Below are 25,936 nucleotides of genomic sequence, written 5' to 3' on the forward strand. Positions count from 1 at the left end.
GATTTCATAGTTACGTTAATGACAATCATTACTGACAAGCTTTTAAAGGCCTTGCCACAACAAGAAAAAAACCGTTAGCCCATGACCGATACACATAACGACCTCGAAGGCTCAGTAACCACAGAACACACGTTAGAAGTTAAAGAGCCAAAACTCTACAAAGTATTATTGCATAACGACGATTACACAACAATGGAGTTTGTCATCTCCATTCTAGAAACAGTTTTTCACAAGTCACCTAATGACGCAGCACAGATAATGCTTAACGTCCACAATGAGGGAGTAGGAATCGCAGGTGTGTACACCAAAGAAATTTGCGAAACAAAAATCTCAGTTGTACACCAGCTTGCAAAAAAGAATGAGTTTCCCCTCCGCTGCTCGATGGAAACTGTCTAAAAGATGAAGGGCTTGCCTTCACACAAATATACGCTGAGAATATGCTGAGTAAATCACTTGAAAAATCACTGATAATGGCCATACGAGAGGCAAAGAACCACAACCACGAGTACGTAACCGTGGAACACATGCTTTACGGGCTGCTCCATGATGAGCTCACGAGCTTTATCATTGAGGAGTGCGGCGGTTCTATTGAAACACTCAAACAGCAACTGGAAAAATTCTTTATCCGGGAAATCCCAAAGCTTTCCTCAACCGGTGTAGGGGAACCTGCACAAACCATTGCATTTAACAGGGTACTGCAAAGAGCGGTTGCCCATGTTCAAAGCTGTGGTAAACAACAGGTGGACAGTGGCGATGTGCTTGTTGCCATTTTTTCAGAAGATGATTCCCATGCAGTCTACTTCCTGACCTCAGTGGGGATTGGCAAGGTTGCTGTAGTCAACTTTATTTCCCACGAGCTCCCGGCGGAAGGGCTGCAGAAAGAACCCTTTCAATCGCCCCCAGAATCACCGAATTCAAATCCCCACCAAGGGAACACCAAGGATGCAAAGGCCCTTGAGGAATTCACCGTTAACCTCACCCAACAGGCGGCGAGTGGGAAACTCGATCCACTTATCGGACGTGAAATTGAGCTGGAAAGAATCATGCAGGTCCTCTGTCGTCGCAAAAAGAACAATCCACTCCTCGTCGGGGAGCCTGGGGTTGGAAAAACTGCAATGGCAGAAGGTCTTGCCCTGCGTATCCACGAAGATAAGGTTGCAAGAAAAAACGGCGAAAAACCAAAGGTTCCAGATCTTCTTGAAAATATTGATATTCATCTTCTTGATATGGGCACGCTGGTCGCCGGCACCAAATACAGAGGCGACTTTGAAAAACGCCTCAAATCAGTGGTTTCCGCCATTGAGAAGAAGGAAAACGCCATTCTCTTTATCGATGAGATGCATACCATCGTTGGTGCTGGTGCAACAAGTGGCGGCTCCATGGATGCCTCAAATCTGCTCAAGCCCGCCCTTCAAGCTGGAGTCTTACGCTGCATGGGCTCAACCACCTACAGCGAATACAAAAACCAGATAGAAAAAGACAGGGCACTTTCGAGAAGATTCCAGAAGATCGATATTGAAGAGCCTTCGGTTGCAGACACAAAACTTATTCTTAAAGGCCTGCAGCCCAAGTATGAAGAGCATCACAAGGTGCGTTATTCACAGAACTCCATCAAGGCTATGGCGGAGCTTGCCGACAGATATATCAACGAGAAGTTTTTGCCCGATAAGGCCATTGATGTAATGGATGAAGTCGGTTCCCTTTTCCGCCTCGAGGGGCGCCAGGGTTCGATGGTCAAGATCGGAGATATTGAAAAAGTTATTTCACGAATTGCGCGAATACCGGCAAAAAGCAGTAGCAGTTCTGAAGTCGGCCAACTCAGGGAGCTGGAAAGCAACCTCAAAAATGTGGTTTTTGGTCAGGATGAAGCGATCGGCGCCCTTGCAACAGCGGTAAAACGCTCAAGAGCCGGTCTGGGTAATCCCGACTCTCCCACCGGCAGTTTTATTTTTGCCGGCCCGACAGGTGTAGGTAAAACCGAGGTCGCCAAACAGCTTGCATCAGTTCTCAATATTCACTTTGAGCGTTTTGACATGAGTGAATATATGGAAAAGCATGCCGTTGCAAGGCTTATTGGCTCACCTCCGGGATATGTGGGTTTTGACCAGGGTGGACTGCTCACCGAAGCCATCAGAAAGCATCCTTATTCCGTTCTGCTGTTAGACGAAATAGAAAAGGCGCATCCTGATATCTTTTCCATTCTTCTGCAGGTCATGGATCACTCCACACTGACCGACAACTCCGGTCGGAAAGCGGATTTCAGGAATGTGATTATCATCATGACCACCAATGCCGGAGCAAGAGAGATGGCAACAAAAAGTATCGGTTTTGTCACCGATAATAAAGGAAAAGACAAAACAGCCATCGACAAGTTGTTTGCCCCTGAGTTCAGGAACCGCCTCGATGCCATTGTCTCATTTTCATCTCTCAATGAGGAATCGACAGAAAAAGTGGTCGATAAGCTTATTAAAGAGCTGGAGGGACAGCTTGCAGAAAAACGGGTTTCCATTGTGCTTACAGCAGCTGCGAGAAAACACTTGGCCAAGGAAGGCTATGATCCGGATTACGGTGCACGGCCATTGCGCAGACTCATCATGAAAAAAATTGGTGATACCCTTACAGAAGAGATCCTTTTTGGTGAACTGGTAAAAGGTGGTGAAGCGCAGGTTGACTGGAACAATGAGGAACTTGTCTTCAGCTATACCAAATAATATTTAATCACATCAGTGCCAGAACCGCAGTCCGGCTTTTCCTGAGCTTGGGCTGCGTTTTTTATTGTAGCCTGCAGACCGTAAACAGCCCAAAGAACTGTTCTTGTCTTACAAAGACTTCTCCTGCCAAAGTCACATAAAATCAAGCTCAACCGTTTACGAAATGGAGCGACTGGGGTATACAGATTAAAGCGTAAGCGTAGGCAAAGATTCACTTTTAAATTTTGACGAGGCACACTGCTATGGATGACTGTATTTTTTGTAAGATTGTGGCCGGGGAGATACCTGCAAAAAAACTATATGAAGACGATGACGTTATCGCCTTCTGGGACATTTCCCCGCAGGCGCCTGTCCATTTTCTGGTCGTACCCAAAAAACATATCGCCGGACCATCATCAGTAACAGAAAAAGATGAGCAGTTAATCGGTAAACTCATTCGGGTCGGCGGGGAACTCGCAAGGGAAAATAACGTAGAAGACGGGTATCGGATCATTTTTAACAATGGTGCCAAGGCCGGTCAGGTTGTTTTCCATGTCCACATGCACATTCTCGGTGGAAAAGACAAACCCTGGCCGATTTGAGATCCCGTTTACGGCACATCAAACCACTGTCTGTTGATATAAATAAAGAGTATCAGGTGTTCACTTTGCTTCCAAGATATTTACGATGACGCAGCTTATCACCTCCTACTTTCATAAGCTCAGGGCACTGGTTCCCATCCAGCTCAATGACCAGAGTATTGCTCTTTTGTCATGGGTGTTTTTTCTCGCTCTTTGCACGACAATTGTCTTGTTGATCATAAAAAACGCGGGCCTAAAAAAAACGCTCCACCAAAAGCAGGAGCAGCTCGATAGCCAGAGCGATACCATCAACCAGCATAACCTGCGTGAAGCAAAGCTTATCACACTTTTAAAAAACGAGCGCAAGCACACGACAGACAAGCTGAGACTGCTCGAGCAGGCACGGGGCGAGTTGAAATTGCAGTTTGAAAATCTTGCAGGCCGCATCTTTGATGATAAAAGCTCAAAATTCAGTGAGCTCAATCGTGAAAAGCTTGACACCATTCTCCAGCCGTTCAACAAAGAACTGTTGACTCTGCGCCAGGAAATCCAGACGATTTATCAGAGTGACAGTCGTGAACGACTCAATCTCAAACACGAGATACAAAACCTGCGAGAACTCAACCAGCAGATCAACCAGGAAGCGATCAACCTCACAAACGCCCTGAAAAATGATACCAAGACCCAGGGTAACTGGGGAGAACTTGTTCTTGAGCAGGTACTACAACGCTCCGGACTGCGCAACGGTTTTGAATACGACACCCAGGGCGCCTTCCGCACCCACGACAACCGCCTGCAAAAGCCAGATGTCATTGTCCATTTACCCGAGAGCAGGGACATTATCATCGATTCGAAGGTCTCTCTCGTTCATTGGGAGCGATATGTCAACTGCGATGCCGATGCAGAAAAAACTGAGCACCTCAGGCAACAGGTAAAGGCTGTATACGATCATGTATCAACCCTGTCTGGTAAAGATTACCCTGGCCTTGCCCAGATTCACTGTCTGGATTTCGTCCTGATGTTCATGCCTATTGAAGCTGCATTTTCCGCAGTATGCCTTGAAGACAAAGAGCTCATGGCAACGGCCTTGAAAAAAAATATCATCATCGTCACCCCCACAACACTTCTCGCGACCCTCCGAACAGTAGAAAATATCTGGAAGTTTGAACAGCAGAGCAAAAGCTCTCTTGAAATAGCACGGCGGGCGGGGCTTATGTATGACAAGTTCAGAAGCTTTGTGGAAGAAATTGAAAAAATGGGTAAACAACTGGCAAACTGCAGAACAAGCTACGACAATGCCCTTCTAAAACTTACCAGAGGCCGTGGCAACCTTGTAAGTCAGGCTGAACACCTGCGCGAACTTGGAGTCCAGGTAAAAAAAGAGTTGCCCCGGACTATTACGGATCTGACGGATCACGACACTGATTACAATTTAAAGAATTGAGGTATCAACAAAAGACCTCCCGCTGGGAGAGGTACACTCTACTGACGTTGCCAAATAGCTGAAAAAATGTTAGTTGAGTGGCTGAGATCTATTCTTCTCAAGGCCTGTACAAAAGGCAAGTTTATCCTATCTAATTTTTACATCCGGAGGTGCCGATGCTGCTCCACCAACATTTTATCGACATTGCCAAAACCTTCAAAAACAAACAGGCGATTCACGATTTTTCCACCAACAAGGAGTTGACCTACTCCAGAGCATTGATCGCCTGCCTCATTTTGACCCGGATTTTTAAAAAGATGAAACCTGGGTTTATTGGCCTGATGATACCGACCTCTGCGGGCTGCATCCTGTCAAAAATTGCAATCCTGATGAGTGGCCGGGTTCCTGTTATGATTAACTACTCAACAGGGGCCGAGCAGAATGCCAAATACGCCCAGCAGAAATGCGATTTCAAAACCATCATTACCTCCAAGGCGCTCCTTGAAAAAATCGAATGCCCGGTTATAGACGGCATGGTTTTTATCGAGGATCTCATGGCATCTATCTCCGGCACTGATAAAATCCGGGCAGCACTCATTGCCGCCATGCCAGCCTCACTGATTAAAAAAATCATCCACCAGGGAACCGCTGAAGACAGTGCAGTGATCCTTTTCACCAGCGGCAGCGAAAAAGATCCAAAAGCGGTCCAGCTCACCCATAGGAATATTCTCAGCAACATTGAGGCAGTTACAACAATTTTCGGGTTCCGCAGTGAAGACGTGTTTATGTGTACCCTGCCATTTTTTCATGTCTTTGGTCTCACCGTAGATTTATGGTTACCCATTTTCCATGGGATGTCCATGCTTACATATGCCAACCCCTTGGATTTCAAGAAAGTCTGTTCAATTGTACGTGATCACAAGGCGAGTTTTCTCGTTGGAACCCCATCGTTTTTCTGGGGATATTTACGAAAATCAGAGCCGGGGGACTTCAATAGCCTGCGTATAGCACTGACCGGTGCTGACAAATGCCCTGATGCCCTGAGAGACGGATTTAAAAACAAGCATAACATAACGGTATACGAAGGCTACGGGGCGACGGAGTGCTCCCCCGTCATTTCGACCAACACGCCTGAGTTCAATCGTCCGGGTAGCGTTGGAAAACCGATCCCAGGCCTTGAAGTTCGAATCGAGCACTACGAGACCGGTAAAGAGTGTGCTCCCGGGGAAGACGGGCGTATTCTGGTGAAAGGTGACTCGGTGATGAAAGGCTATTTCAACGATTTTGAGCAGACCTCTCTCCACATCCGCAGCGGCTGGTATGACACAGGAGACATGGGAAATATAGACCCTGACGGCTACCTCTGGCATGTTGGACGACTCAAGAGATTTGTCAAGATCGGCGGCGAAATGGTTTCACTGGTAAAGATAGAAGATGTCCTCGAAAAATATCTTCCGGAAGAGAGCCACTGCTGTGTCGTCGAAATCCCTGATTCTAAAAAGGGGGCACGTATTGTGGCCGTGGTCACAACACCTCTTGATGAAAAAGATATTTTAAAGAAAATGGCCCAGCATCTTGCACCGATCTCACTTCCTAAAATATTTCTTGTCTGGGAGAGCCTTCCCAAGATGGGCAGTGGTAAAATTGATTTTAGAACAATTTCCGAACTGGCCAGACAGCAGCTGAGTCGAACAACAATATCCTGAAACGGCAGGCAAGCAGATCAGCAGCCAGATCGATACTACCAAAGACGCAAGCGCAACCAATGAAAAAGACCTCGACATACGAGATTGAGGAAAGTGCACAACCCCCTTTTTTTCGCAGCCCTCTCTGGGATATTATTCAGTTCATTATCCTGCTTGCCGTCCTTGGCTGGTTAGCTGGCAGAAGTGCCAGCAATATTGGTTACAACTGGCAATGGTATAGAATCCCCCAGTTCCTTTTCACAGAAACCGACACAGGGATTATTGCAGGCCCCTTAATTAAAGGCCTGTTTATCACACTGCAAATCTCATCAATCAGTCTTGTTTTCGCTTTTTTCATCGGTCTCATCACCGCAATCCTGAGACTTTCCGACTCCTTTGTAGCCCGGTCTCTTGCAACCATCTACCTCGAAGTAAGCCGCAACACCCCGCTTCTCATTCAGATTTTCTTTATCTACTTTGTCCTCGGCCCCACCCTTGGCCTGGAAAGATTGCCCTCAGCCATCCTTGCCCTCTCCCTTTTCGAGGGGGCCTATACTTCAGAAATATTCAGGTCTGGAATCCAGTCTGTCCCACAGGGACAGATAGAAGCTGGCAAGACTCTGGGCCTTACAAGCTTTGGCATATATCGTCATATCATCGTACCACAGGCGGTCCGCACCATCCTGCCACCCCTTTCCAGTCAGGCCATATCCCTTGTAAAGGACTCGGCCCTGGTCAGCACCATTGCAATCTACGACCTTACCATGCAGGCCCAGGCTCTTATTTCTGAGACATATCTCACCTTTGAAATCTGGTTCACCGTAGCGGTGATCTACCTGGCAATAACAGTAATTTTATCTTTAGGTGTTGGTTTTATGGAAAAACGACTTAAGTTACCATGAGAAAAGAACTTTTATTGATAATTTAAGCAAAAAAGGGGGTTTTATCATGCAATCTTGCCGTAGTTTTATACGTCTTTTCACTCTTACGCTCATTCTGGTTTGCCTTGCCGGATTCAGTTCTGCCGCCTCGATACAAAATGATATCACGCGCTCCAGCACCATTGAAACCATCAAGAAAAGGGGTGTGCTTAAAGTTGGAATGGACATCTTCCAACCATGGGCAATGAAGGATAAGAATGGACAGCTGATCGGCTTTGAGATTGACGTGGCCACCCGCCTTGCAGAAGAGATGGACGTAAAAGTTGAATTCATCCCAACCGCATGGTCTGGCATCATTCCGGCTCTGCTCACCGGTAAATTCGACGTCATCATTGGCGGAATGGGGATTACCACCCAGCGTGCCCTCCAGGTAAACTTTACCAACCCCTACGAATATTCAGGGATGAGTCTGGTGGCCAACAAAAAACTGGCAGCTGGGTTTAGCTCTCTTGAGGATTTTAATAAAGCAGACGTGGAGATTGCAGTAAAAACCGGTACAACAGCCGCTGCCGCTGCCAAAAAGTACCTGCCCCTTGCGACTCTGAGGATGTTTGACTCTGAACCTCAAACGTATCAGGAACTGAGAAACGGTAAAGTACACGCGGTGGTAGGCTCCGCACCCCGACCTGCCTACGAAGCCGTGGAATACAGTGATTCTCTTTTTCTTCCGTTAAAAGAAACGTTTACCAAGGAGCCCATCGGCTTTGCGCTGCGCAAAGGAGATCCGGATTCTCTGGCATTTTTCAACAGCTGGATTACCACAGCACATCTGGATGGTTGGCTCCAGGAACGTCATAATTACTGGTTTGGCAGCAAAGACTGGCTGGACCAGGTCGAATGAAACTGCTGTATTGTCGCGCTCTTTATATGTGGAGCAGGAATAACCTGCTCCACATCTCCCTCTCGTAAGTGATGTATCCGCCTACAAAAAGCAGCTTTGCCAGCCAACGTTGAGTAAGGTGTTATGCAATCTCAGAAAACAACGATTAAATTACTCGACATCCTGGTTCTCACGGCTATTATTGGTGGTTTTTCCTTTATCGTATATCGCCTCTTTTTCGCTCTGAATTACAACTGGAACTGGCCGGTCATTTTCACCTATATGTTCCGTCACGACCCTGAAACAGGGAGATGGACCAGCAACTTGCTGCTGGATGGCTTTATCACCACGGTTAAACTGAGCATCTGGTCGACATTACTGGCAATACTCATAGGCTTTATTGTCGGACTGATGCGCGTGTCTCCAAGACTGTTTTTTCGCCTTATTGGACGCACTTATATCGAAGCAATCCGCAACACGCCTCCGCTGGTACTGGTCTTCATTTTTTACTATTTTGTCAGCGATCAGCTTATGACCTTCATTGGTGTTGAAGATTTTTTCCGGGCAAGCTCTCCCCAACAGCAGAAATATTTATCTTTTTTCTTCACCGAACCGGGTCTTATCACCCAGTTTTTATCGGGCATCTTCACCCTGGCCATGTTCCAGGGTGCCTATATAGGGGAGATTGTCAGAGCAGGCATACAGGCGGTTGACATCGGCCAGTGGGAAGCAGGCAAGGCCCTTGGTCTGAACAGGAGTAAAAACCTGCGCCTTATTGTTCTTCCCCAGGCAACAAAAATAATGCTGCCACCACTTGCCAATGAGTTTATCAATACCATCAAATGGTCCTCTATTGTATCTATCATTTCCATTCAGGAGCTGACATTTCAGGCACTGCAGGTCATGGCCTCCACCCAGGCAACCATTGAAATATGGCTGACAATTTCAACCATGTACCTCGTTTTATGCCTTGGACTCTCTCTTCTGGTCAGAAAGGTTGAAAATCATCTCGCCCGGTCTGAAGGTGTAATGTCCACCTATCAGCAAACCGGTCCATAACAGGTCTCGTGCATATTTTTCTTTACAGGTAAACGGTACACCCCGCAAAACGAAGATATGGAAAACAAAACGGCACAGCTGTCTCCTTTTACAATTCGAAACATTCAGCTTTTCATTGCATTCAGGGTCTTTTTCAATGCCCGGTTTTACTACCCGGTTTTTACCATTCTCTTTCTCGATTTTGGCCTTACCATTGAGCAGTTCGCCCTCCTGAATACCGTCTGGGCCATCACCATCGTCTGTGCCGAAGTTCCTTCGGGAGCTCTAGCAGATATCCTCGGCCGAAAAAATCTTATTGTGGCAACATCCTGTTTCATGGTTCTTGAGATGTTGCTTCTGGCTTTTGTCCCCCTGGGTAACGGGACCCTGATCTTCTGGGCATTTTTCCTCAACAGGATCTTGAGTGGCCTGGCAGAGGCCATGGCCAGCGGGGCTGATGAGGCCATAGCCTATGACTCCCTGGTAGAGCATGGTCTGCAAAAGGACTGGCCCAAGGTCCTCAGCCTGCAGATGCGCGTTCGATCCATTGCCTCGATCATGACCATGACTCTTGGCGCACTTATCTACGATCCGAGCGCAGTAAATACCGTTCTGTCCTGGTGCGGCTCAAAGCTGATACTTGATCAGCAGACAACCATGCGCTTTCCCATCTATTTCACCCTGATACTTGCAATACTTGCAACCATCAGTGCCATGAAGATGGTGGAAGAACAATCCCAGGAGGTCACCACCAGTCGCTACAAACTGGGCGCTGCTTTCAGGAAAGTCTTAGCCGCAGGCCACTGGATCTGGCAAACACCTTTTGCCCTTGTCGTTATCCTCGCCGGTATGTTTTTTGACCATATCCTGCGCATGATTGTGACCATGACCAGCCAATACTTCAGACTTATTCACCTGCCCGAAGCAAGTTTTGGCATCATCGGCTCTGCCGTTGCCCTGCTTGGTCTTGTCACACCAAAAATTGCCGAATATATGGCAGACAACAACAGTCCTGGAAAAAATCTTTCCATTGTTTTTGTCATCAGTATGCTCGGTCTCTTCGGTATGACCGGGTTTTACCCCTATTGGGGCCTTATTCCTGTAGCCCTCATTTTTGTGGCTCTCACCTTTGTCTCTTTTTTTACCAGCCATTACCTCAACAAGATTACCGCGTCCAGTCAAAGGGCAACGGTACTCAGTTTTAAGGGACTCGCCTTCAACCTTGCATATGGATTTATAGGCTTTGTTTTTGCCAGCACTATCGCTGCCCTGAAGCAGCAAGAGACAGCCCTTCACCCCCAATTCCCTACCGAGCAGATTGCTGATCTGGCATTTATTGATGGTATAGGTTATTTTCCGTGGTATGGACTTATCTGCTTTATCCTCCTATTATTTTACAGTTGGCTGCGCCTGAGAAAAAGTAAAGAAAGTCTTTAAAAAGCACCTGGCAGCAACTATGCTAGGTTTTATTGTAAAATCAGAAAGTTGGTATTATTTTGACGGGGAGGCCCTCAATTATGCTCAAAAGATTTTCCATTTCACTTGAAGAAAAACTACTCGATATTTTCGACGAACATATCAAGGCACACAGTTATAATAACCGCTCTGAGGCTATACGGGATCTGATCCGCAAGGCCTATGTCAAAGAGGAATGGGAATCAGACAAGCAGGTCATGGGCGTCATTAGTCTTGTCTACGACCACCACCAGCATAAACTCCAGGAAAAAGTTACTCTTGTCCAGCACGACTACCACCACCATATTGTCTGCACCACCCATGTCCACATGGATCATGATAATTGTCTTGAAGTCATCGTTGTCCGAGGAAATGCAAGAGAGGTCAGTGACCTCGCCGCCAGACTGACGGCACTCAAAGGTGTCAGAGATGGTAATCTTGCCATGTCGAGCACAGGGAAAACCCTGCACTGATTATTTTCTTCAAAGGCCGACCAGATTCCTGGAATAAATACTATTGAGAGAGAAAAATTCTCTAATCATTTCAAAACTTTTAAAAAACATGTCTCCTCACCCACAATTCGTTTCTGTCCATGGCGGCCACAGTGGCCAGTTCTGTGACCATGCCATAGATTCCCTTGAAGAAATTATTCTACGTTATATTGAACTCGGCTTTTCCTGGGTAGGGGTAACGGAACATACTCCAGCTATTTCCAGCCCGCTTCTGGATCCGGGCCAGGTGCAGGCAGGACTTACCCCAGAGCTACTGTTAGCGACATTTACCGAATATATGAAAGAGTGCCGCCGACTGCAGGAAAAATATAAGGATGAGTTGACGATTTTTGCCGCCATGGAGATAGAGACCTACAGCGGTTATGAACAGTTTGTCCCATTTTTACTTGATCGCTTTCAGCCCGATTACATTGTCGGATCCGTTCATTTTGTTGACGATATCAGTATCGACTACTCACAAAAGACCTATGCGCAGGCAGTGCAAAAACTAGGCGGGGTGGACGAGCTGTACAAAAGATATTTTGATCTGCAGTATGAAATGATTGAACGTTTCAGACCTTCGGTGGTTGGCCATTTTGATCTGATCCGTATCTTCGATGCTGATTACAAGACGCGGCTTATGAAACCTGCAATTTTAGAAAAGATCAGAAGAAATCTTCAGCTTATACATGAGCTCGATTTGATCATGGACCTCAATCTTCGTTCTCTGGTAAAGGGCGCAGATGAGCCATATATCAGTCGTCCCATCCTCAAGCTTGCCGGTGAAATGGGGATTTCAGTCGTACCCGGAGATGACTCTCATGGGGTACAGTCTGTTGGAGGCTTTATGAACACCGGGATCAACCTCCTGGAAGACTTAGGATTTTCCACCAACTGGAAAAAGCCTCAGCTGTACCGCTATTAGAACAGCATTTTTCTTGCATCAAGAGGGGGGACAACCGCCCCCCTCTTATCTCACGGCTTTAGCTGGTGCCTATTTGAATGAATCATAACGATTCAACCCATATTTTTTGATCCGATACCCGATCTGCCGCTCGGTAAGCCCAAGTTCTTTGGCGGCACGAACCTGCACCCAGCCATTGCGGCGCAATGCCGCCTCTATTTCGCTTCGTTCGATATCCTGCAAGGATCTACCACTTCGTAAAACTGGAGCTTGCGGAGTCATTCCAATTTTTGGTTCAGCAGGCAACTCCCTTTCGATCTGATCATACTCAAACAATTTGGGCGGCAGATCGTCTAAGGTTAACCTTTCTGATTCCGAGAGGATCACCATCCGTTCCACAAGATTCTGCATCTCCCGGACATTACCCGGCCACGGATACTGGATGAGAAAATCAAGCAATTCCGAGGTGATTTTGATCTTCCTTCCATTACGTTCATTGCTCTGGCTGAGAAAATGATTGAAAAGAAGAGGAATGTCTTCACTTCTCTCTCTTAACGGAGGGAGAATGATGGGTACGACGTTGAGACGATAGTACAGATCGGCACGAAAATCCCCATTTTGAACGGCATCTTCGAGACTGACATTGGTTGCAGCCACAATCCGAACATCAACCGTAAATGTTTTTGTTCCACCGATCCGCTCAAACTGTTTTTCCTGTAAAACTCTGAGCATCTTTGACTGCAGGGAAAGCGGCATCTCACCAATTTCATCGAGAAAAATAGTTCCGCCATCCGCCAGCTCAAATCTTCCCGGCCGTGACACATGGGCCCCAGTAAAGGCCCCCCGCTCATGGCCAAAGAGTTCGCTTTCCAGTAGGGTTTCAGGCAGGGCGGCACAGTTGATCTTGATAAAGGCTTTATCCTTTCGCATTCCACCTTCATGAAGAGCTTTTGCCACCAGCTCCTTGCCGGTCCCCGATTCTCCGAGAAGCAAAGCCGTTACATTGCTTGCGGAAATCTTATCGATCACGCTGAAGACCTCCTGCATTGGCTTTGAGTGGCCAATGATGAAATGACCGCCGTGAACCTGATGCAGTTTTGCCTTCAGAGATTGATTCTCTTCGATGAGTCGTGCCTCTTTCTTTTGAATCTCCCTGTGCAGGGTAATAAATTGGGCGATCAAAGTGGCAAGAATCATTAAAAACCTGATATCTTCGTCAAAAGAGACATCGTCACCAAAAATTCTATCAACTGTAAGCACACCCTCCGGTTCCCCTCCAACCATAACCGGGACCCCTAAGAAAGCAATCTTGCTGCGCTGATAACCACTCCTGGCTCCGGTTCTATTCAGAAAGAGTGGTTCGCTATTGATATCAGGGACAATAAACGGAGAGCGGCTCCTGAATATTTTACCGCAAATTCCTTCATCAACCCTGTAGACCCCTCGTTTTTCCTCCTGGGCTGACAGGCCGCACGAGGCCATAATTACGAGTTTTTGCAAGACCTTATCGTAGATAAGAAGGGTTGCCCTCTCCATTTTTAATGTTTGCCCAAGTACCTCCAGGATTTTATCCAGAGTACTTTCCAGATCAACCGCCGATCCGATGAGTTCAGTGATCCGGTGTAAAGCCAACAGCTCTAGCCCCTGAGTCTTGCTGGTCTTGATCGGTAAAGTCTCCGTAAACGCATCCATTACATACACCTCAACATAATATTAGATGAAACTACACTCTCTAGCAAAAGTACCTGCCTGCACATTGTCCCCTTCTTTAAAAGTGACAAGAGGCATTACCTTCAGTTATAGCAAATGCCATTCCACATCGATAACAACCTGTTATTACTTCATTTAAATATGTGCACAATAATTTCTCTCATTTTTCATCAAAGCTTTTAAACACTTTTGTTTCAAAACAGATTAGCAGTTTCACATTTTTGTAATTTTGTTTCTTTTCGACAAAAGGGTGTTCGGCAAAACACTGTCCGACACCTTTTTGTAGCTTCCATACCAATAAGTAGGATGTGCCGATTTGTGAAAAACTGAGGATAAATCGAAAGTCGACTGTCGCAAGTACTTGTTAACACTAGATATTAAATACTCAGCCAAGAATGGCACAGCCATTGCTTAAGAGAAGACAGCAAAAGAACTTGGCTAAAAGCGGGCAGACATACAAAAAGAAGATATCCCGCTTAAAAGGCCTTATCGATCACCACAATCCCACAAACATTCAAGGAGACGACAATGAGAAAAGTGGCAATTTATGGAAAAGGCGGAATCGGCAAATCAACAACTACTCAAAATACAGTGGCTGGACTTGCAGAAATGGGACGTAAAGTAATGGTTGTTGGCTGTGACCCTAAAGCTGACTCCACCAGATTACTCCTTGGTGGTCTGGCACAGAAATCTGTCCTCGACACCTTAAGAGAAGAAGGTGAAGACGTTGAACTCGATGACATCAGAAAGCCTGCATATGGTGGTAGCTGGGCGGTTGAATCAGGTGGACCCGAGCCTGGAGTCGGTTGTGCGGGTCGAGGAATCATCACCTCTATCAACATGCTTGAATCCCTTGGCGCTTATGAAGAAAGTGAGGGCCTTGATTATGCCTTCTATGACGTTCTCGGTGACGTTGTCTGCGGTGGATTCGCCATGCCTATCAGAGATGGAAAAGCCGAAGAAATCTACATCGTCTGCTCAGGTGAGATGATGGCAATGTACGCGGCAAATAATATCTGCAAGGGAATTATGAAGTACGCACAATCCGGCAGTGTTCGTCTGGGCGGTCTCATCTGCAACTCAAGAAACGTTGATAACGAAAAAGAGATGATCGAGGAGCTCGCCAAAAAAATAGGCACCCAGATGATTTATTTTGTTCCACGGGATAACGACGTACAACGTGCTGAAATTAATAGAAAAACTGTAATCGAATGGAATGGTGAATGCCCTCAGGCTGATGAATACAGAGGACTTGCCAAGGCAATTGATGACAACAAGATGTTTGTTGTCCCAAAACCACTCGAAATTGAAGAACTCGAACAGCTACTGCTCGACTTTGGCCTACTAGAAAATGCATAAAATATAGATACTTAAGAGGAGACCTACAAAATGATGATCATGATCAGAGCCATTGTTCGACCAGAGAAAGCAGACAACGTACTCGCAGCACTTATGGATGCAGGGTTTCCGGCAGTTACCAAATATTCAGTAACGGGTCGGGGTAAGCAGCGTGGTATAAAAATTGGCGAAGTAACCTACGACGAAATCCCCAAAACCATGCTGCTGAGTGTTGTTAAAGCTGAAGACAAAGACTTCGTCATCAACACCATAACTGATGCTGCCCGCACAGGAATCAAAGGTGCGTTCGGCGATGGTAAAATTTTTGTCACCGAAGTCGAAGACGTATACACCATCAGCTCAGGAGTTAAAGAAGATGCAGAGGTGGCGGCATGAAAGAGGTAATCGCTGTTGTTCGAATGAATATGATGAACAAAACCAAAGCCGCTCTCACGGCGGCTGGAGTTGATGCTTTTTTTGCCCATGAGGCACAGGGCAGGGGCAAGGGTTTTGTTAACAAGACTCTTATTAGCGGCGCTGAAGAAGGGTATGAAGAGGCCGCGGCACTCCTTGGAGAAAAGGGTAACCTCTATCCCAAAAGAATGGTGACCATTGTCGCCGAAGACGATGCAGTCGATGATATTGTCGAGGCTTTAATCGAAGCCAACCAGACTGGCAAGCCAGGAGATGGGAAAATATTTGTCTTACCGATGGGCGATGGAGTGAGAATACGTACCGGTGAAAAGGGCAAAAAATCAATAAGTTAATCCTTTAGAGGAGAAGTTAATCATGGGAAAGGCACAGAAACTGGTGCAGTGGGATCCTCATAACATCAAGGAAAAACTGCTGGAGAAGTATCCTCCTAAAGTTGCCCGAAAGCGCGCCAAACAAATAATGATCAATGAGGCGCTGGAGAATACCACGCCTGAAATAGTAGCAAACGTCAGAACCATCCCGGGAATCATAACCATGCGCGGTTGTACCTACGCAGGTTGTAAGGGAGTTATCATGGGACCAACCAGTGATGTTGTCAACCTGGTCCATGGTCCAATCGGCTGCAGTTTTTACGCCTGGCTCACCAGGCGTAATCAGACCGATGGCATCAACGAGGGAATGGAAAACTATATCCCCTACTGTATGTCAACGGATATGCAGGACTCCGATATCATCTTTGGAGGTGAGAAAAAGCTCCAGGCAGCCATCCAGGAAGCGTATGACATCTTCAAACCAAAGGCTATTGCAATCTTTGCAACCTGTCCGGTGGGTCTGATCGGTGACGATATTCACGCTGTGGCGAAAAAGATGAAGGAAAAATTCGGTGACTGTAATGTTTTTGCCTTTAGCTGTGAAGGTTACAAGGGTGTTTCCCAGTCAGCTGGTCACCACATTGCCAACAACCAGATCTTCACCCATGTTGTCGGTGATACAAAGACCGAGCATACGGAAAAGTACAAGATCAATCTGCTTGGTGAGTACAACATTGGTGGCGATGGTTTTGAGATCGACCGTATCCTGAAAAAATGCGGCATCACCAACATCTCAACTTTTTCAGGAAATGCGACCTACGATAAGTTTGCGGTGGCAGGGCAAGCCGATCTCAGCTGTGTTATGTGTCACAGGTCCATCAACTATGTCGCCGACATGCTGGAGACCAAATACGGTATTCCTTGGATTAAGATTAATTTCATCGGGGCTGAAGCAACGGCAAAGTCCCTACGAAAAATTGCCAAATACTTTGATGAGCAGGAACTGATCGACCGTGTTGAAGAAGTCATAGCGGAAGAGATGCCAGCAGTGAAAAATGCCATCACCGAGGTTTATCCAAGAACCAAAGGCAAAACGGCAATGCTCTTTGTCGGCGGTTCCCGCGCCCATCATTATCAGGAACTCTTTTTGGAACTGGGAATGAAGACACTTTCAGCGGGATACGAATTCGGTCATCGTGACGATTACGAAGGACGACATGTCATTCCAAATCTTAAAGTGGACGCCGACAGTAGAAACATCGAAGAAATTGAAGTTGAGGCAGATCCAGTACTCTATCGTCCAAGAAAGACTCCCGAAGAAATGGCCGCACTTGAAAAAGCTGGTGTTGACTTCAAGGAGTATGAAGGTCTCAACCCAATGATGGAAGAAAATACCATGGTTGTGGACGATCTCAATCAGTATGAGGCTGAAAAACTGGTGGAATTGCTGAAACCGGACCTCTTTTGTGCAGGTATCAAGGAAAAATTTTCCATCCAGAAACTTGGGGTGCCAATGAAGCAGCTGCACAGTTATGACTCTGGCGGCCCATATGCCGGATTTGTAGGGGCAGTCAACTTTTATAATGAGATTGACCGCCTGGTCAACAGCAAGGTGTGGAGTTACATGAAGGCCCCATGGCAGGAAAACCCTGAGCTTTCTGCAACATACGCCTGGGAATAATTACGGACGGCCCCGCCAACGGGACTGTTATGAACCCCTCAGTGTCATTCCCTGAGGGGGATACACTCCGCTACGAACGAGAAAGGTAAGACAATGCTACTGAGACATACACCAAAAGAAATAAAAGAGCGAAAAGCTCTGATGATAAATCCGGCGAAAACATGCCAGCCGATTGGCGCCATGTACGCCTCCCTGGGAATAAAAGGCTGCCTTCCCCATAGTCATGGTTCTCAGGGTTGCTGTTCATATCACAGATCCACCTTAACCAGACACTACAAAGAGCCGATTTCTGCTGCCACCAGTTCCTTTACCGAAGGTGCATCTGTCTTCGGTGGTCAGGCGAACCTGCTCCAGGCAATTAACAATATCTTTACTGTATACGAGCCTGAGGTCATTGCCGTTCACACCACATGTCTGTCTGAGACTATTGGAGATGATTTACCTCAGATATTTGCAAAGGCCATCCGCGAGAAAACCGTTCCTGAAGGGAAAACGGTCCTTGGTGCAGGAACTCCAAGCTATGTTGGTTCTCATGTTACCGGGTTTTCCAACATGGTCAAAGCAATGGCCGCACTCGCAAAAGAACCTGTGAAAAAGAATGGGAAAATCAATCTCATTCCCGGTTGGGTTGAGCCTTCAGACATGGAAGAACTGAAACGACTCGCTGCCCTGGTGGGTGCAAAAATTAACATGTTTCCAGACACCTCCGGAGTCTTGGATGGTCCGCTCAATGGTAAATACACCATGTACCCGGATGGGGGAACTCCCATTGCAGACATTAAAGATTCCGGCAATGCCATCGGAACACTTGCCCTTGGAGAATGGTGTTCGGCTGACGCGGCAAGGCTGCTTGATACGAAATGCAAGGTTCCCTGCTCCATCCTCGACATGCCATTTGGCCTCAAAGCAACCGACCGTTTCATCGACGCCCTTAGGATAGTTGCAGGCAGATCGGTACCTGAAGAGATTTCGGTTGAAAGGGGCAAGCTTGTCGACATGATTTCTGACATGCACCAGTACTTCTATGGCAAAAAAGTCGCCCTTGTGGGTGATCCTGACCAACTCATCGCCATGACCGAGTTCCTTGTCTCCATTGATATGTGTCCAATTCATATCATTACAGGTACACCGGGCAAGAAGTTTGAAAAACGTATCAAAGAAATAACCAAAGACATGGGCCGTGAAGTCAACGTCAAGGCAAAAGGTGACATGTTCCTCCTCCACCAGTGGATGAAAAATGAGCCGGTTGATTTGCTCATAGGAAACACCTACTGCAAATACATCGCCAGAGACGAAGATGTGCCATTTGTCCGCTGGGGTTTTCCAATCCTTGACCGTCAAGGACATCAGCACTTTCCTACGGTTGGCTACAAAGGTGGGCTGAGACTGCTCGAGAAAATCCTCGGCGTTCTTCTTGACCGCAAAGATCGTGACGACCCCGAAGAAGTATTTGAACTTGTCCTCTAACCCCAAGCAGCGGTGGTGATTCTCCTCTGATCCATCGCTGCAACTTTCTATACTCCAGGAAATCTATGAACGTGATATCTCTTGCAGATCATAAACCGATTGGTTCATTTTTCAGCGACTGTAGAGCGGAAAACGTCGTCCACCTCCCAGTGGCACCCCGAATCGTCGGGCGAACACGATTTTCACCTCCACCTCCCGCCAGCAATCAATATATCACAGTGCCAGAGGCAATCGAAATCCTTCACAAGGCCATGGCAACCCCCGAACATGAAATCACCATGGCTGCGATCAGCGGACCAGGAGATCCTCTCGTAACTCCCGAGCTTACACTTGCCCTGATTTCAAAGATTAAAGAGCTCTATCCCCGACTTAAAGTTGGCATAAAAACCTATGGTATTGGCAGCGATAAAATGGCCACGGCCCTCGCCAAAGCCGGCCTTCATTACGTTGAGATACAAGTTGATGCGATGCGCTCAGAACTACTGGAACGACTCTACGCCTGGATCAGGCCAGGCCATAAAACCCTGAAGATTTCAGACGCGGCACCCCTTCTGATCACCGAACAGCGGCACGGTGTGGCTGCCTTGAAATTTCATGAAATCAAGGTCTGTATTCAGACGACCCTCTTCCCCGGATACAATATTGACCGTGTCAGTAAGATTGCACGAGAAATGGGCGAACTGGGCGCAGACGCCATTGCTCTGATTCCCCATGTGACTGCCGCAGAAAGCGATATTCACCTTGAAAGCCCCACCGCCGAAGAAATGGAGGATGCCACCCGGCAAGCAAGAAAATATCTACCGGTAGTAACCCCACTCTTTTCACCGGAAACGACACAGAGTACCTGCACAGGAGTCCAAGCCCCAATACAAAACATTTACCCCAAGCCCACCCAGGAGAGACCAAATGTTGCGGTGGTCAGCTCAACAGGAATGGAGGTTGACCTGCACCTTGGCCATGCCGGTAAATTTCTCATCTACGGCCCACGGGAAGACGGACTGCCCTGCCTTTTGGAATCCCGTAACGCACCAGCCCCAGGAAAAGGCAAAGAACGATGGCTTGAAGTGGCTGAGATTCTAAAGGATTGTTTTGTCCTTCTTGTTGCCAGCGCAGGAGATACCCCAAGGACTCTTCTCGCAGAGGCTGGACTGAAGATTCTCACAACAGATGATGCAATAGAAGGGATCGTGGACGTACTCTACGGAGGCGGCAAGAAAGGTAAATGCAAAAAGAAATAAAACTGAACTGAGGCGAAACGACTCTTGAGTAACATACGTGCAAAACCTTAATACGCAGACAGCATTAACCCACGTAACAGTTTAGAATAAAAAACATTTAACAAAAACAAAGTATCAACATCTATAACATGGAACAATTCAACAAAGGAGAAGGAAATGGCATTACCGGAAAGGCAGATTCTTGTCTGCCAGAGCTTTAGATCAAAGGGCGACCCAAAGGGCATCTGCCACAAACAGACAGACGGTTTTCTCCAGTATATCGAAGAAGAGATTCTCGATCGTGGCCTTGATATGCAAGTCGTGGCGACGGGCTGTCTCAAGCAGTGTGAATCAGGACCGATCATGGTCATCCAGCCCGATAACCTGTGGTTTAAGAACATCAGCAGCGAAGATGCCATCGATGCGGTTCTTGACGGGCTCGAAGATGGAGACCCACCCGCAGAATACCTGATTAAAGCATAGGACAACGCCGATGATCCGGGCCGCGCAAGAAAAAGACATCGAACAGCTGACTGTCTTTTTGCAGGAGCTTTTCTCAATTGAAGAAGATTTTTGCTTTAATTTTGCATTGCAAAAAAAAGGCCTGCAACTACTCATGCAAAACCCATCATCGGCAATCCTCGTAGCCGAACAAGACGGACAACCAGTGGGGATGGTAACCGGACAACTGACTATCTCCACCGCTGAGGGGACGACAGCACTTCTCGTCGAAGATCTGTTCGTAGCCGTCCCCTACAGAAAGAAAAAAATCGCCACCAGTCTCCTGCAGGAACTTGGCAGCTGGGCCTTTAAAAATGGGGCAAGCCGCATGCAGCTTCTGGCTGACAAAAACAACGAATCCGCCTTAGAATTTTACCACAAAGACGGTTGGCAGAGCACGCAACTCGTCTGTCTACGTAAATATCACAAGGAGTGAGAGTATATGAATATTGTACAGATAGACAACTGGCAGGATTATTTCAGGGATGGAGAACAGTTTCTTAAAACTGCAAATGGAGCCTTTCAAAAAAAAAGCAAAGGCTTCTCAACCGACACCCTGTACAACGTTACCTGTATGGCCATTGAAAAACTCGTCATGGCCTTTCTGATGAAAAATGGTGATCTGGCTGAAAACCATACCATGGGGGATCTCCTCTATGCCCTGCAACGGCACCTGGGGAACATTCCTGATATCGCGGAAAAACTGACCTTCCTCGATAAGTTTCAAGAAATTTGCGATCTGGACACCTACGTCATTCAGATCCCTACAGAAGAGGATGTCAGCAAATTTCTGGCCATCGCCAAAGACATTCAGGACCTGCTCCACCCATACCTGAGGGGCGAGAAATCCCTCAGCACCCATTAAACACAAGGAAGAAGACATGATTAAAGATACTCTGGAAAAAATATTTGAATACGCATCCATGCCTGTACACGGTACACTGTCTCGAAAACTGCGAAAAGATGTGGCAATCCAGGTTAACGAAGGCAAAATCTACGAAAATGCGGTGTTATTTCTCGGCGATGGCTTCGTCCGTATCACAGAACAGGCCGACACAGAGGCGATCAACAGCTACTATTGCTGGGAATCCATCGCTTGCATCAGAACCCTCAGCAAGTCAAGCTCCTAAGCCAACTGCGGCATGAGGATAGTATTACAATTATTTTCGATACGTTACAAACAGAGGACATGACCTTGACCAGTTCACAAGCTATACCCTACAGACCTCTCGGGCTGTTAAAAAATCTGACGGAAGGCATCGGTTTTCAAATTTCACACTGCTATGAAGATCTTGTCTTTTTTGAGCATAATGCGTTCTTGCTCCGCATGGAAACAGAGGGAAAAGATGTGAGTCTTTTTTTCAACGAAGAGTCCGACGTGGATAAACGGGATGGTATCGCTGCAGTTTTTAAAGAAGAAGGCGCAAAGCAGATGCTTGAGATTACCAACCGAGGCACCTATCAGATAGGTGCCAATGAGGCTGACGGAACTCTTGATATTCGGTTTCTCGAAGCAAATGCCATCAACAAGGCGTAGCTATTGAAAACAGATCCATCCAAGAAGGCAGCAGCGCCGATGCAGGCGAGACTGCCTTCTTCCTGGACGGCTTCCCACCAGGGGAAAACCCGGGCAAGCCGCGCCATTTATCCTTTTGACCCTTCCGCTGTCCATGGAATACAGCCCCATTTCCTCTGTGCTTTTAACGGGAACGAGGTTGGTTCTTGCCCCATGAATTAACCCCAAGTTTTCCATCGGCAAAAATCTGCCCCACACCTCTCTCCTCTTGTCTTTATCCCTCCAATACAGTACCATTCGCCACCTTTTTTGCGGTAGATAGCTCTCACAGGGATTTTTACTAAAAACTTTTTTAAAAACATTGTGCGGTCATACACTTTGGCCAATTTCCAGACTCAACAAGAACCTCTCTTCACCAGCCACCCCATGGAAAATACTACTGCATTCCTTTCCTCAGAGCAAAGCGTCGACGAAGGAAGCGCGTTGCCTACATCTTCTGACATATATCTCTCTGTAGTGGTTCCACTCTACAACGAGGAAAGTAATGTGCAGCCCCTGCTCGTACAGTTGGAGAACACTCTCCATAATCTCGGGGTAAGCTACGAAATCATCCTGGTAGATGATGGGAGCCGTGACCGAACCTGGCACATGATCTCTGACTGCTCCAGCTCCATGCCAGCTGTACGAGGCGTCAAGCTGGTCAGAAATTTCGGCCATCAACACGCCCTGCTGGCCGGGCTTGCAAGCGCCAGGGGCCAGGCGATAGTCTCCATGGATGGAGACCTGCAACATCCACCTGCTCTTATACAAGAGATGTTGGCCCAGTATCAGAAAGGCTACCTGGTGGTTAATACCTGTCGCCATGACAGAGAAACCGTCTCTGCCTTTAAGAGAATAAGCTCATCCTCTTTCTACAAGGTCTTTTCCTTTCTGTCCGATGTTCCCATGGAGGCCGGGGCTTCAGATTTTCGTCTCATGGACAGGTCCGTGCTCAAACACATCCTTGCCATTCAGGATGTTGATATTTTTATCCGGGGGACCATAGAATGGCTCGGTTTTTCCTGCGTAACCATTCCCTACAATGCAGGAAAGAGATTTTCCGGCAAGACCAAGTATAATCTGCTCAAAATGTTCAGGTTTGCAGGCGGCTCGATAATTTCCTTTTCCACAAAACCACTGATCATTGGCGTCTGGATAGGCCTTCTCACCAGCTCGCTGGCATTTCTGGAAATCATCTATATTCTTTTCCAGTACGCCAATGGAAGGACAGTCCCCGGCTGGGCTTCCACCGTTGGAGTTATTTCCTTTCTCTTTGGCATTTTATTTGTCATCCTTGGTATCATTGGAGCCTACCTGTCCCGTATACATCTTGCGCTCCAGAATCGTCCGAAATTCATTGTCGAGAGCAGCGTTGAAAGAAAAACGGAATAAGCTGATCGCCCGACAACTGTTTCGGTTTGTGCTGGTTGGTATTTCCAACACCATTATCAGCTTTCTCACGTTCTACGTTGCCTACCACTTCGTCTTGGTAGCCGAGACCTTTCTGTCGCAGTGCATAAGTTATGCGACAGGCATCGTCTGGAGCTTTTGCCTCAACAGAAGCTATACTTTTGCAGACAGCAGACCGGCAAAAAATACCTTCATCAGCTTTTTGCTGGTCCAGCTCAGCCTGATGCTGTTCAGCTCCTTTCTTCTCGAGAAAACGGCGCTTCTTCTGACATGGAACATCAATCTCCTATGGTGTATTGTGATGGCAATAATCACCGCCATTAATTTTATCCTGACCAGGCTACTGGTCTTTAACAACACAAACCAGCGATGAGATCCAGACTCACCACTCACACTGAAAAATGGATTTTACTCTTCGTAACAGTTACCGTTGCGGTGAGTTTTGGTCTGGCCTACGGCAATAACAATCAGAATACCTACCTCATCGACGGGATGACGAAGATCTTCCCCGACTTTCTGATCAATGACTGGTTTGCCCGGCAAACCAGTCACTACCACTCCAAGTTTTCCCTCCTGCTTCAACTCATCCATTTTACGGGCCTGCCCCTTGCCCACACACTCGTGGCGATAGAACTGCTCCTTCGGATAGCGGGTCTTGCTGCAATCTATAATATCGTCCGGTTAATCGCAGCAAAGGAGGCATCCCTTTGTTATCTGATGGTCCTGTTCCTCGTGGTCACCGAGCAGACCGCAAGTGTTGGTGAGAGCTATATCTTTGCGGCAACCCTCCAGCCGTCATCTCTGGGCGGTGTCTGCACCCTGGTGGCCCTGTACTGGTTTCTGAAGGAGCGTTATTATCTCTCCGGACTGTTTCATGCCTTGGCCGGTTGGATGCACACCAACTTTCTTCTTCTGGGTATTGTCTTCTTTGGCCTCGCCCATCTCTTTTCAGGGAGAACTGCGCTGATAAAAAGGCTGTTTCAGCAGTTCATCTCTGTAGTCCCTGTTTTCCTTCTGGTACTGCCGTTTCTCCTTGGAATGGCAGCCTCGCAGGGAGGTGAAGAATCCAGCCGGATCTTTTTCCAGATCAGGGCCCCCCACCATTATATGCCTATGTCCTATTTAAAGGATTTTATCCTGTTTGGCGGCTGGTCGCTGATGGGCCTGGCCTGCCTCGGATTACCAGGAGAAAATTTGGAAATACGGCGACGGGCGTACATACTTTTTGGAGTTCTCTTTTCCCTTGTGGTGATTGCTACATTTCTTACCACCGTTATCTTCATCCCTATCGTGGCAAAACTCTATTTCTGGCGCCTCGCACCATTTTCCGTTTTATTGTCACAAATTATTCTCATTACGACTGTGGTTACATTTGGCCCTGCCAATTTTACTGCTACTCCCACGGAGCAACCAAAGATCAGATTTACCGGGTTCAGGTTTGTTCTGATGGTCTGCGGGGCCATTCTGTTGCTGTATGGACATCTTGCACACCACCGTTTTTTCTCCTCTTTTTTTCTCTTGCTCCTTGCCTTTTTCGCCCTTCTCGCGATTATTCTAGTCTTCCAAAAAAAAGGCCCAACCAGCCTGCCACTACCGTTTACGAAAAAAAATGGCGTGGTTGGTGGCGCACTCCTTCTCTTACTGAGCAGTCTTGCCTTCAACGTCGACTCCTTCTACAGAAAATCGACCCTGATCAATGGGTTTCCCGGCCAGGATGAACAAGAGTTGTACAGCTGGTGCAAACAGACACCTGTAACATCAACATTTCTCATTCCTCCCGATCTTTTGAACTTCCGGTTACACGGGGAACGGGCGGTGGTGGTGGACTGGAAATCAACGCCAATTGACCCGGATGGAATTCTGAACTGGTACAAAAGAATTGAGGATATCAGTGGAATCTCCAGCCCGAATACTGAGACAGAGGCAGTGCGCGGCTATCTTGCTATGGATTACGACCGCCTTCTGCGCCTCAAACAAAAGTATGCCGTGACCCATATGGTCCAATACCGCACAAAGAATCAGGCTAAATGGAATTTCCCTGTCGTTTTTGAAAATACTCGATTTTCGGTTGTAGCTGTGGAACAACATAAGTGACCGTCATCATAAAAAGAACTCTTTTGATAACGGCAAAAAATTATTTGCCCCCTCCAGGAATTGAAAAAACACGACAAGGACTCGGCTGACAATAAATTTTGAACAAAGTTATAATCGTGAGAAGTATTTCTGCACAGAGGGCATAGTGTTGAGGGAGCTTGCTGATTGCCTGACAGCCTTGAAGGGTGA

At 47.1% G+C, this 25,936-nt stretch carries 27 protein-coding genes; 26 read left to right on the plus strand and 1 reads right to left on the minus strand.

Annotated features, from left to right (window positions below):
• Positions 1–81 precede the first annotated feature (81 nt).
• From clpS to FCL48_RS13710, 11 genes are all read left to right on the plus strand, one after another.
• The gene (gene clpS, locus FCL48_RS13660) at positions 82–396 is read left to right on the plus strand and encodes an ATP-dependent Clp protease adapter ClpS (protein ID WP_136872848.1); all 315 of its coding nucleotides are present in this window, start codon (positions 82–84) and stop codon (positions 394–396) included.
• 41 nt (positions 397–437) lie between these two features.
• Complete coding sequence (gene clpA / locus FCL48_RS13665; protein ID WP_136872849.1) at positions 438–2,711, plus strand: ATP-dependent Clp protease ATP-binding subunit ClpA; 2,274 nt, start codon at positions 438–440, stop codon at positions 2,709–2,711.
• Positions 2,712–2,953: 242 nt separating this feature from the next.
• Positions 2,954–3,292: a histidine triad nucleotide-binding protein gene (locus FCL48_RS13670; RefSeq protein ID WP_136872850.1), complete on the plus strand. Its 339-nt coding sequence runs from the start codon at positions 2,954–2,956 to the stop codon at positions 3,290–3,292.
• Between the two features lie 85 nt (positions 3,293–3,377).
• Positions 3,378–4,715 (plus strand): DNA recombination protein RmuC, encoded by a 1,338-nt coding sequence (locus FCL48_RS13675; RefSeq protein WP_136872851.1) that lies wholly within the window; start codon positions 3,378–3,380, stop codon positions 4,713–4,715.
• A gap of 155 nt (positions 4,716–4,870) precedes the next feature.
• Positions 4,871–6,400, plus strand: a complete 1,530-nt coding sequence (locus tag FCL48_RS13680) for an AMP-binding protein (RefSeq protein WP_136872852.1) — start codon at positions 4,871–4,873, stop codon at positions 6,398–6,400.
• Between the two features lie 59 nt (positions 6,401–6,459).
• The gene (locus tag FCL48_RS13685) at positions 6,460–7,281 is read left to right on the plus strand and encodes an amino acid ABC transporter permease (protein ID WP_136872853.1); all 822 of its coding nucleotides are present in this window, start codon (positions 6,460–6,462) and stop codon (positions 7,279–7,281) included.
• 46 nt (positions 7,282–7,327) lie between these two features.
• Positions 7,328–8,161 (plus strand): transporter substrate-binding domain-containing protein, encoded by an 834-nt coding sequence (locus FCL48_RS13690; protein ID WP_136872854.1) that lies wholly within the window; start codon positions 7,328–7,330, stop codon positions 8,159–8,161.
• Positions 8,162–8,284: 123 nt separating this feature from the next.
• Complete coding sequence (locus tag FCL48_RS13695; RefSeq protein ID WP_136872855.1) at positions 8,285–9,199, plus strand: amino acid ABC transporter permease; 915 nt, start codon at positions 8,285–8,287, stop codon at positions 9,197–9,199.
• Positions 9,200–9,256: 57 nt separating this feature from the next.
• Positions 9,257–10,615, plus strand: a complete 1,359-nt coding sequence (locus FCL48_RS13700) for an MFS transporter (RefSeq protein ID WP_136872856.1) — start codon at positions 9,257–9,259, stop codon at positions 10,613–10,615.
• Positions 10,616–10,695: 80 nt separating this feature from the next.
• Complete coding sequence (gene nikR / locus FCL48_RS13705) at positions 10,696–11,106, plus strand: nickel-responsive transcriptional regulator NikR (RefSeq protein WP_136872857.1); 411 nt, start codon at positions 10,696–10,698, stop codon at positions 11,104–11,106.
• A 43-nt stretch (positions 11,107–11,149) separates the two neighbouring features.
• Positions 11,150–12,049 carry a histidinol-phosphatase gene (locus FCL48_RS13710; protein WP_240744846.1) on the plus strand — a complete coding sequence of 300 codons (900 nt, stop codon included), beginning with the start codon at positions 11,150–11,152 and terminating at the stop codon, positions 12,047–12,049.
• A 69-nt stretch (positions 12,050–12,118) separates the two neighbouring features.
• On the opposite strand, the gene nifA is transcribed toward FCL48_RS13710, so the two are convergent.
• A complete protein-coding gene (gene nifA / locus FCL48_RS13715; protein WP_136872858.1) occupies positions 12,119–13,720 on the minus strand; it encodes a nif-specific transcriptional activator NifA in 1,602 nt (533 codons plus the stop codon).
• Positions 13,721–14,266: 546 nt separating this feature from the next.
• On the opposite strand from nifA, the gene nifH reads away from it, so the two are divergent.
• The 15 genes from nifH to FCL48_RS13790 all read left to right on the plus strand — a co-directional run bounded on the left by nifH (position 14,267) and on the right by FCL48_RS13790 (position 25,747).
• Positions 14,267–15,097 (plus strand): nitrogenase iron protein, encoded by an 831-nt coding sequence (gene nifH / locus FCL48_RS13720; protein WP_136872859.1) that lies wholly within the window; start codon positions 14,267–14,269, stop codon positions 15,095–15,097.
• 30 nt (positions 15,098–15,127) lie between these two features.
• Positions 15,128–15,472, plus strand: a complete 345-nt coding sequence (locus tag FCL48_RS13725) for a P-II family nitrogen regulator (RefSeq protein ID WP_136872860.1) — start codon at positions 15,128–15,130, stop codon at positions 15,470–15,472.
• Positions 15,469–15,843, plus strand: coding sequence for a P-II family nitrogen regulator (locus tag FCL48_RS13730; protein ID WP_136872861.1), 375 nt, complete (start codon positions 15,469–15,471; stop codon positions 15,841–15,843). The genes FCL48_RS13725 and FCL48_RS13730 overlap by 4 nt, the downstream gene beginning before the upstream one ends.
• 22 nt (positions 15,844–15,865) lie before the next feature.
• Complete coding sequence (nifD, locus tag FCL48_RS13735; RefSeq protein ID WP_136872862.1) at positions 15,866–17,503, plus strand: nitrogenase molybdenum-iron protein alpha chain; 1,638 nt, start codon at positions 15,866–15,868, stop codon at positions 17,501–17,503.
• Positions 17,504–17,596: 93 nt separating this feature from the next.
• Entirely contained in the window at positions 17,597–18,970 is a 1,374-nt protein-coding gene (gene nifK / locus FCL48_RS13740) for a nitrogenase molybdenum-iron protein subunit beta (protein WP_136872863.1), read from the plus strand.
• Between the two features lie 65 nt (positions 18,971–19,035).
• A complete protein-coding gene (locus tag FCL48_RS13745; RefSeq protein WP_136872864.1) occupies positions 19,036–20,208 on the plus strand; it encodes a NifB/NifX family molybdenum-iron cluster-binding protein in 1,173 nt (390 codons plus the stop codon).
• Positions 20,209–20,364: 156 nt separating this feature from the next.
• A complete protein-coding gene (locus tag FCL48_RS13750; RefSeq protein WP_136872865.1) occupies positions 20,365–20,670 on the plus strand; it encodes a ferredoxin in 306 nt (101 codons plus the stop codon).
• 10 nt (positions 20,671–20,680) lie between these two features.
• The gene (locus tag FCL48_RS13755) at positions 20,681–21,124 is read left to right on the plus strand and encodes a GNAT family N-acetyltransferase (protein WP_136872866.1); all 444 of its coding nucleotides are present in this window, start codon (positions 20,681–20,683) and stop codon (positions 21,122–21,124) included.
• 6 nt (positions 21,125–21,130) lie between these two features.
• A complete protein-coding gene (locus FCL48_RS13760) occupies positions 21,131–21,553 on the plus strand; it encodes a HEPN domain-containing protein (RefSeq protein ID WP_136872867.1) in 423 nt (140 codons plus the stop codon).
• A gap of 16 nt (positions 21,554–21,569) precedes the next feature.
• A complete protein-coding gene (locus FCL48_RS13765; protein WP_136872868.1) occupies positions 21,570–21,818 on the plus strand; it encodes a hypothetical protein in 249 nt (82 codons plus the stop codon).
• A 65-nt stretch (positions 21,819–21,883) separates the two neighbouring features.
• On the plus strand, positions 21,884–22,225 hold the full coding sequence (locus FCL48_RS13770) for a hypothetical protein (RefSeq protein ID WP_136872869.1): 342 nt from the start codon (positions 21,884–21,886) through the stop codon (positions 22,223–22,225).
• Positions 22,226–22,228: 3 nt separating this feature from the next.
• Entirely contained in the window at positions 22,229–22,426 is a 198-nt protein-coding gene (locus FCL48_RS13775; RefSeq protein ID WP_136872870.1) for a hypothetical protein, read from the plus strand.
• A gap of 204 nt (positions 22,427–22,630) precedes the next feature.
• A complete protein-coding gene (locus FCL48_RS13780; protein WP_136872871.1) occupies positions 22,631–23,635 on the plus strand; it encodes a glycosyltransferase family 2 protein in 1,005 nt (334 codons plus the stop codon).
• The gene (locus FCL48_RS13785) at positions 23,616–24,026 is read left to right on the plus strand and encodes a GtrA family protein (RefSeq protein WP_169309219.1); all 411 of its coding nucleotides are present in this window, start codon (positions 23,616–23,618) and stop codon (positions 24,024–24,026) included. The genes FCL48_RS13780 and FCL48_RS13785 overlap by 20 nt, the downstream gene beginning before the upstream one ends.
• Complete coding sequence (locus FCL48_RS13790; RefSeq protein WP_136872873.1) at positions 24,023–25,747, plus strand: DUF6798 domain-containing protein; 1,725 nt, start codon at positions 24,023–24,025, stop codon at positions 25,745–25,747. Before FCL48_RS13785 ends, FCL48_RS13790 begins: the two co-directional genes overlap by 4 nt.
• Positions 25,748–25,936: the final 189 nt, after the last annotated feature.

This window comes from Desulforhopalus sp. IMCC35007 (genome assembly GCF_005116575.1).
Taxonomy (GTDB): Bacteria; Desulfobacterota; Desulfobulbia; order Desulfobulbales; family Desulfocapsaceae; genus Desulforhopalus_A.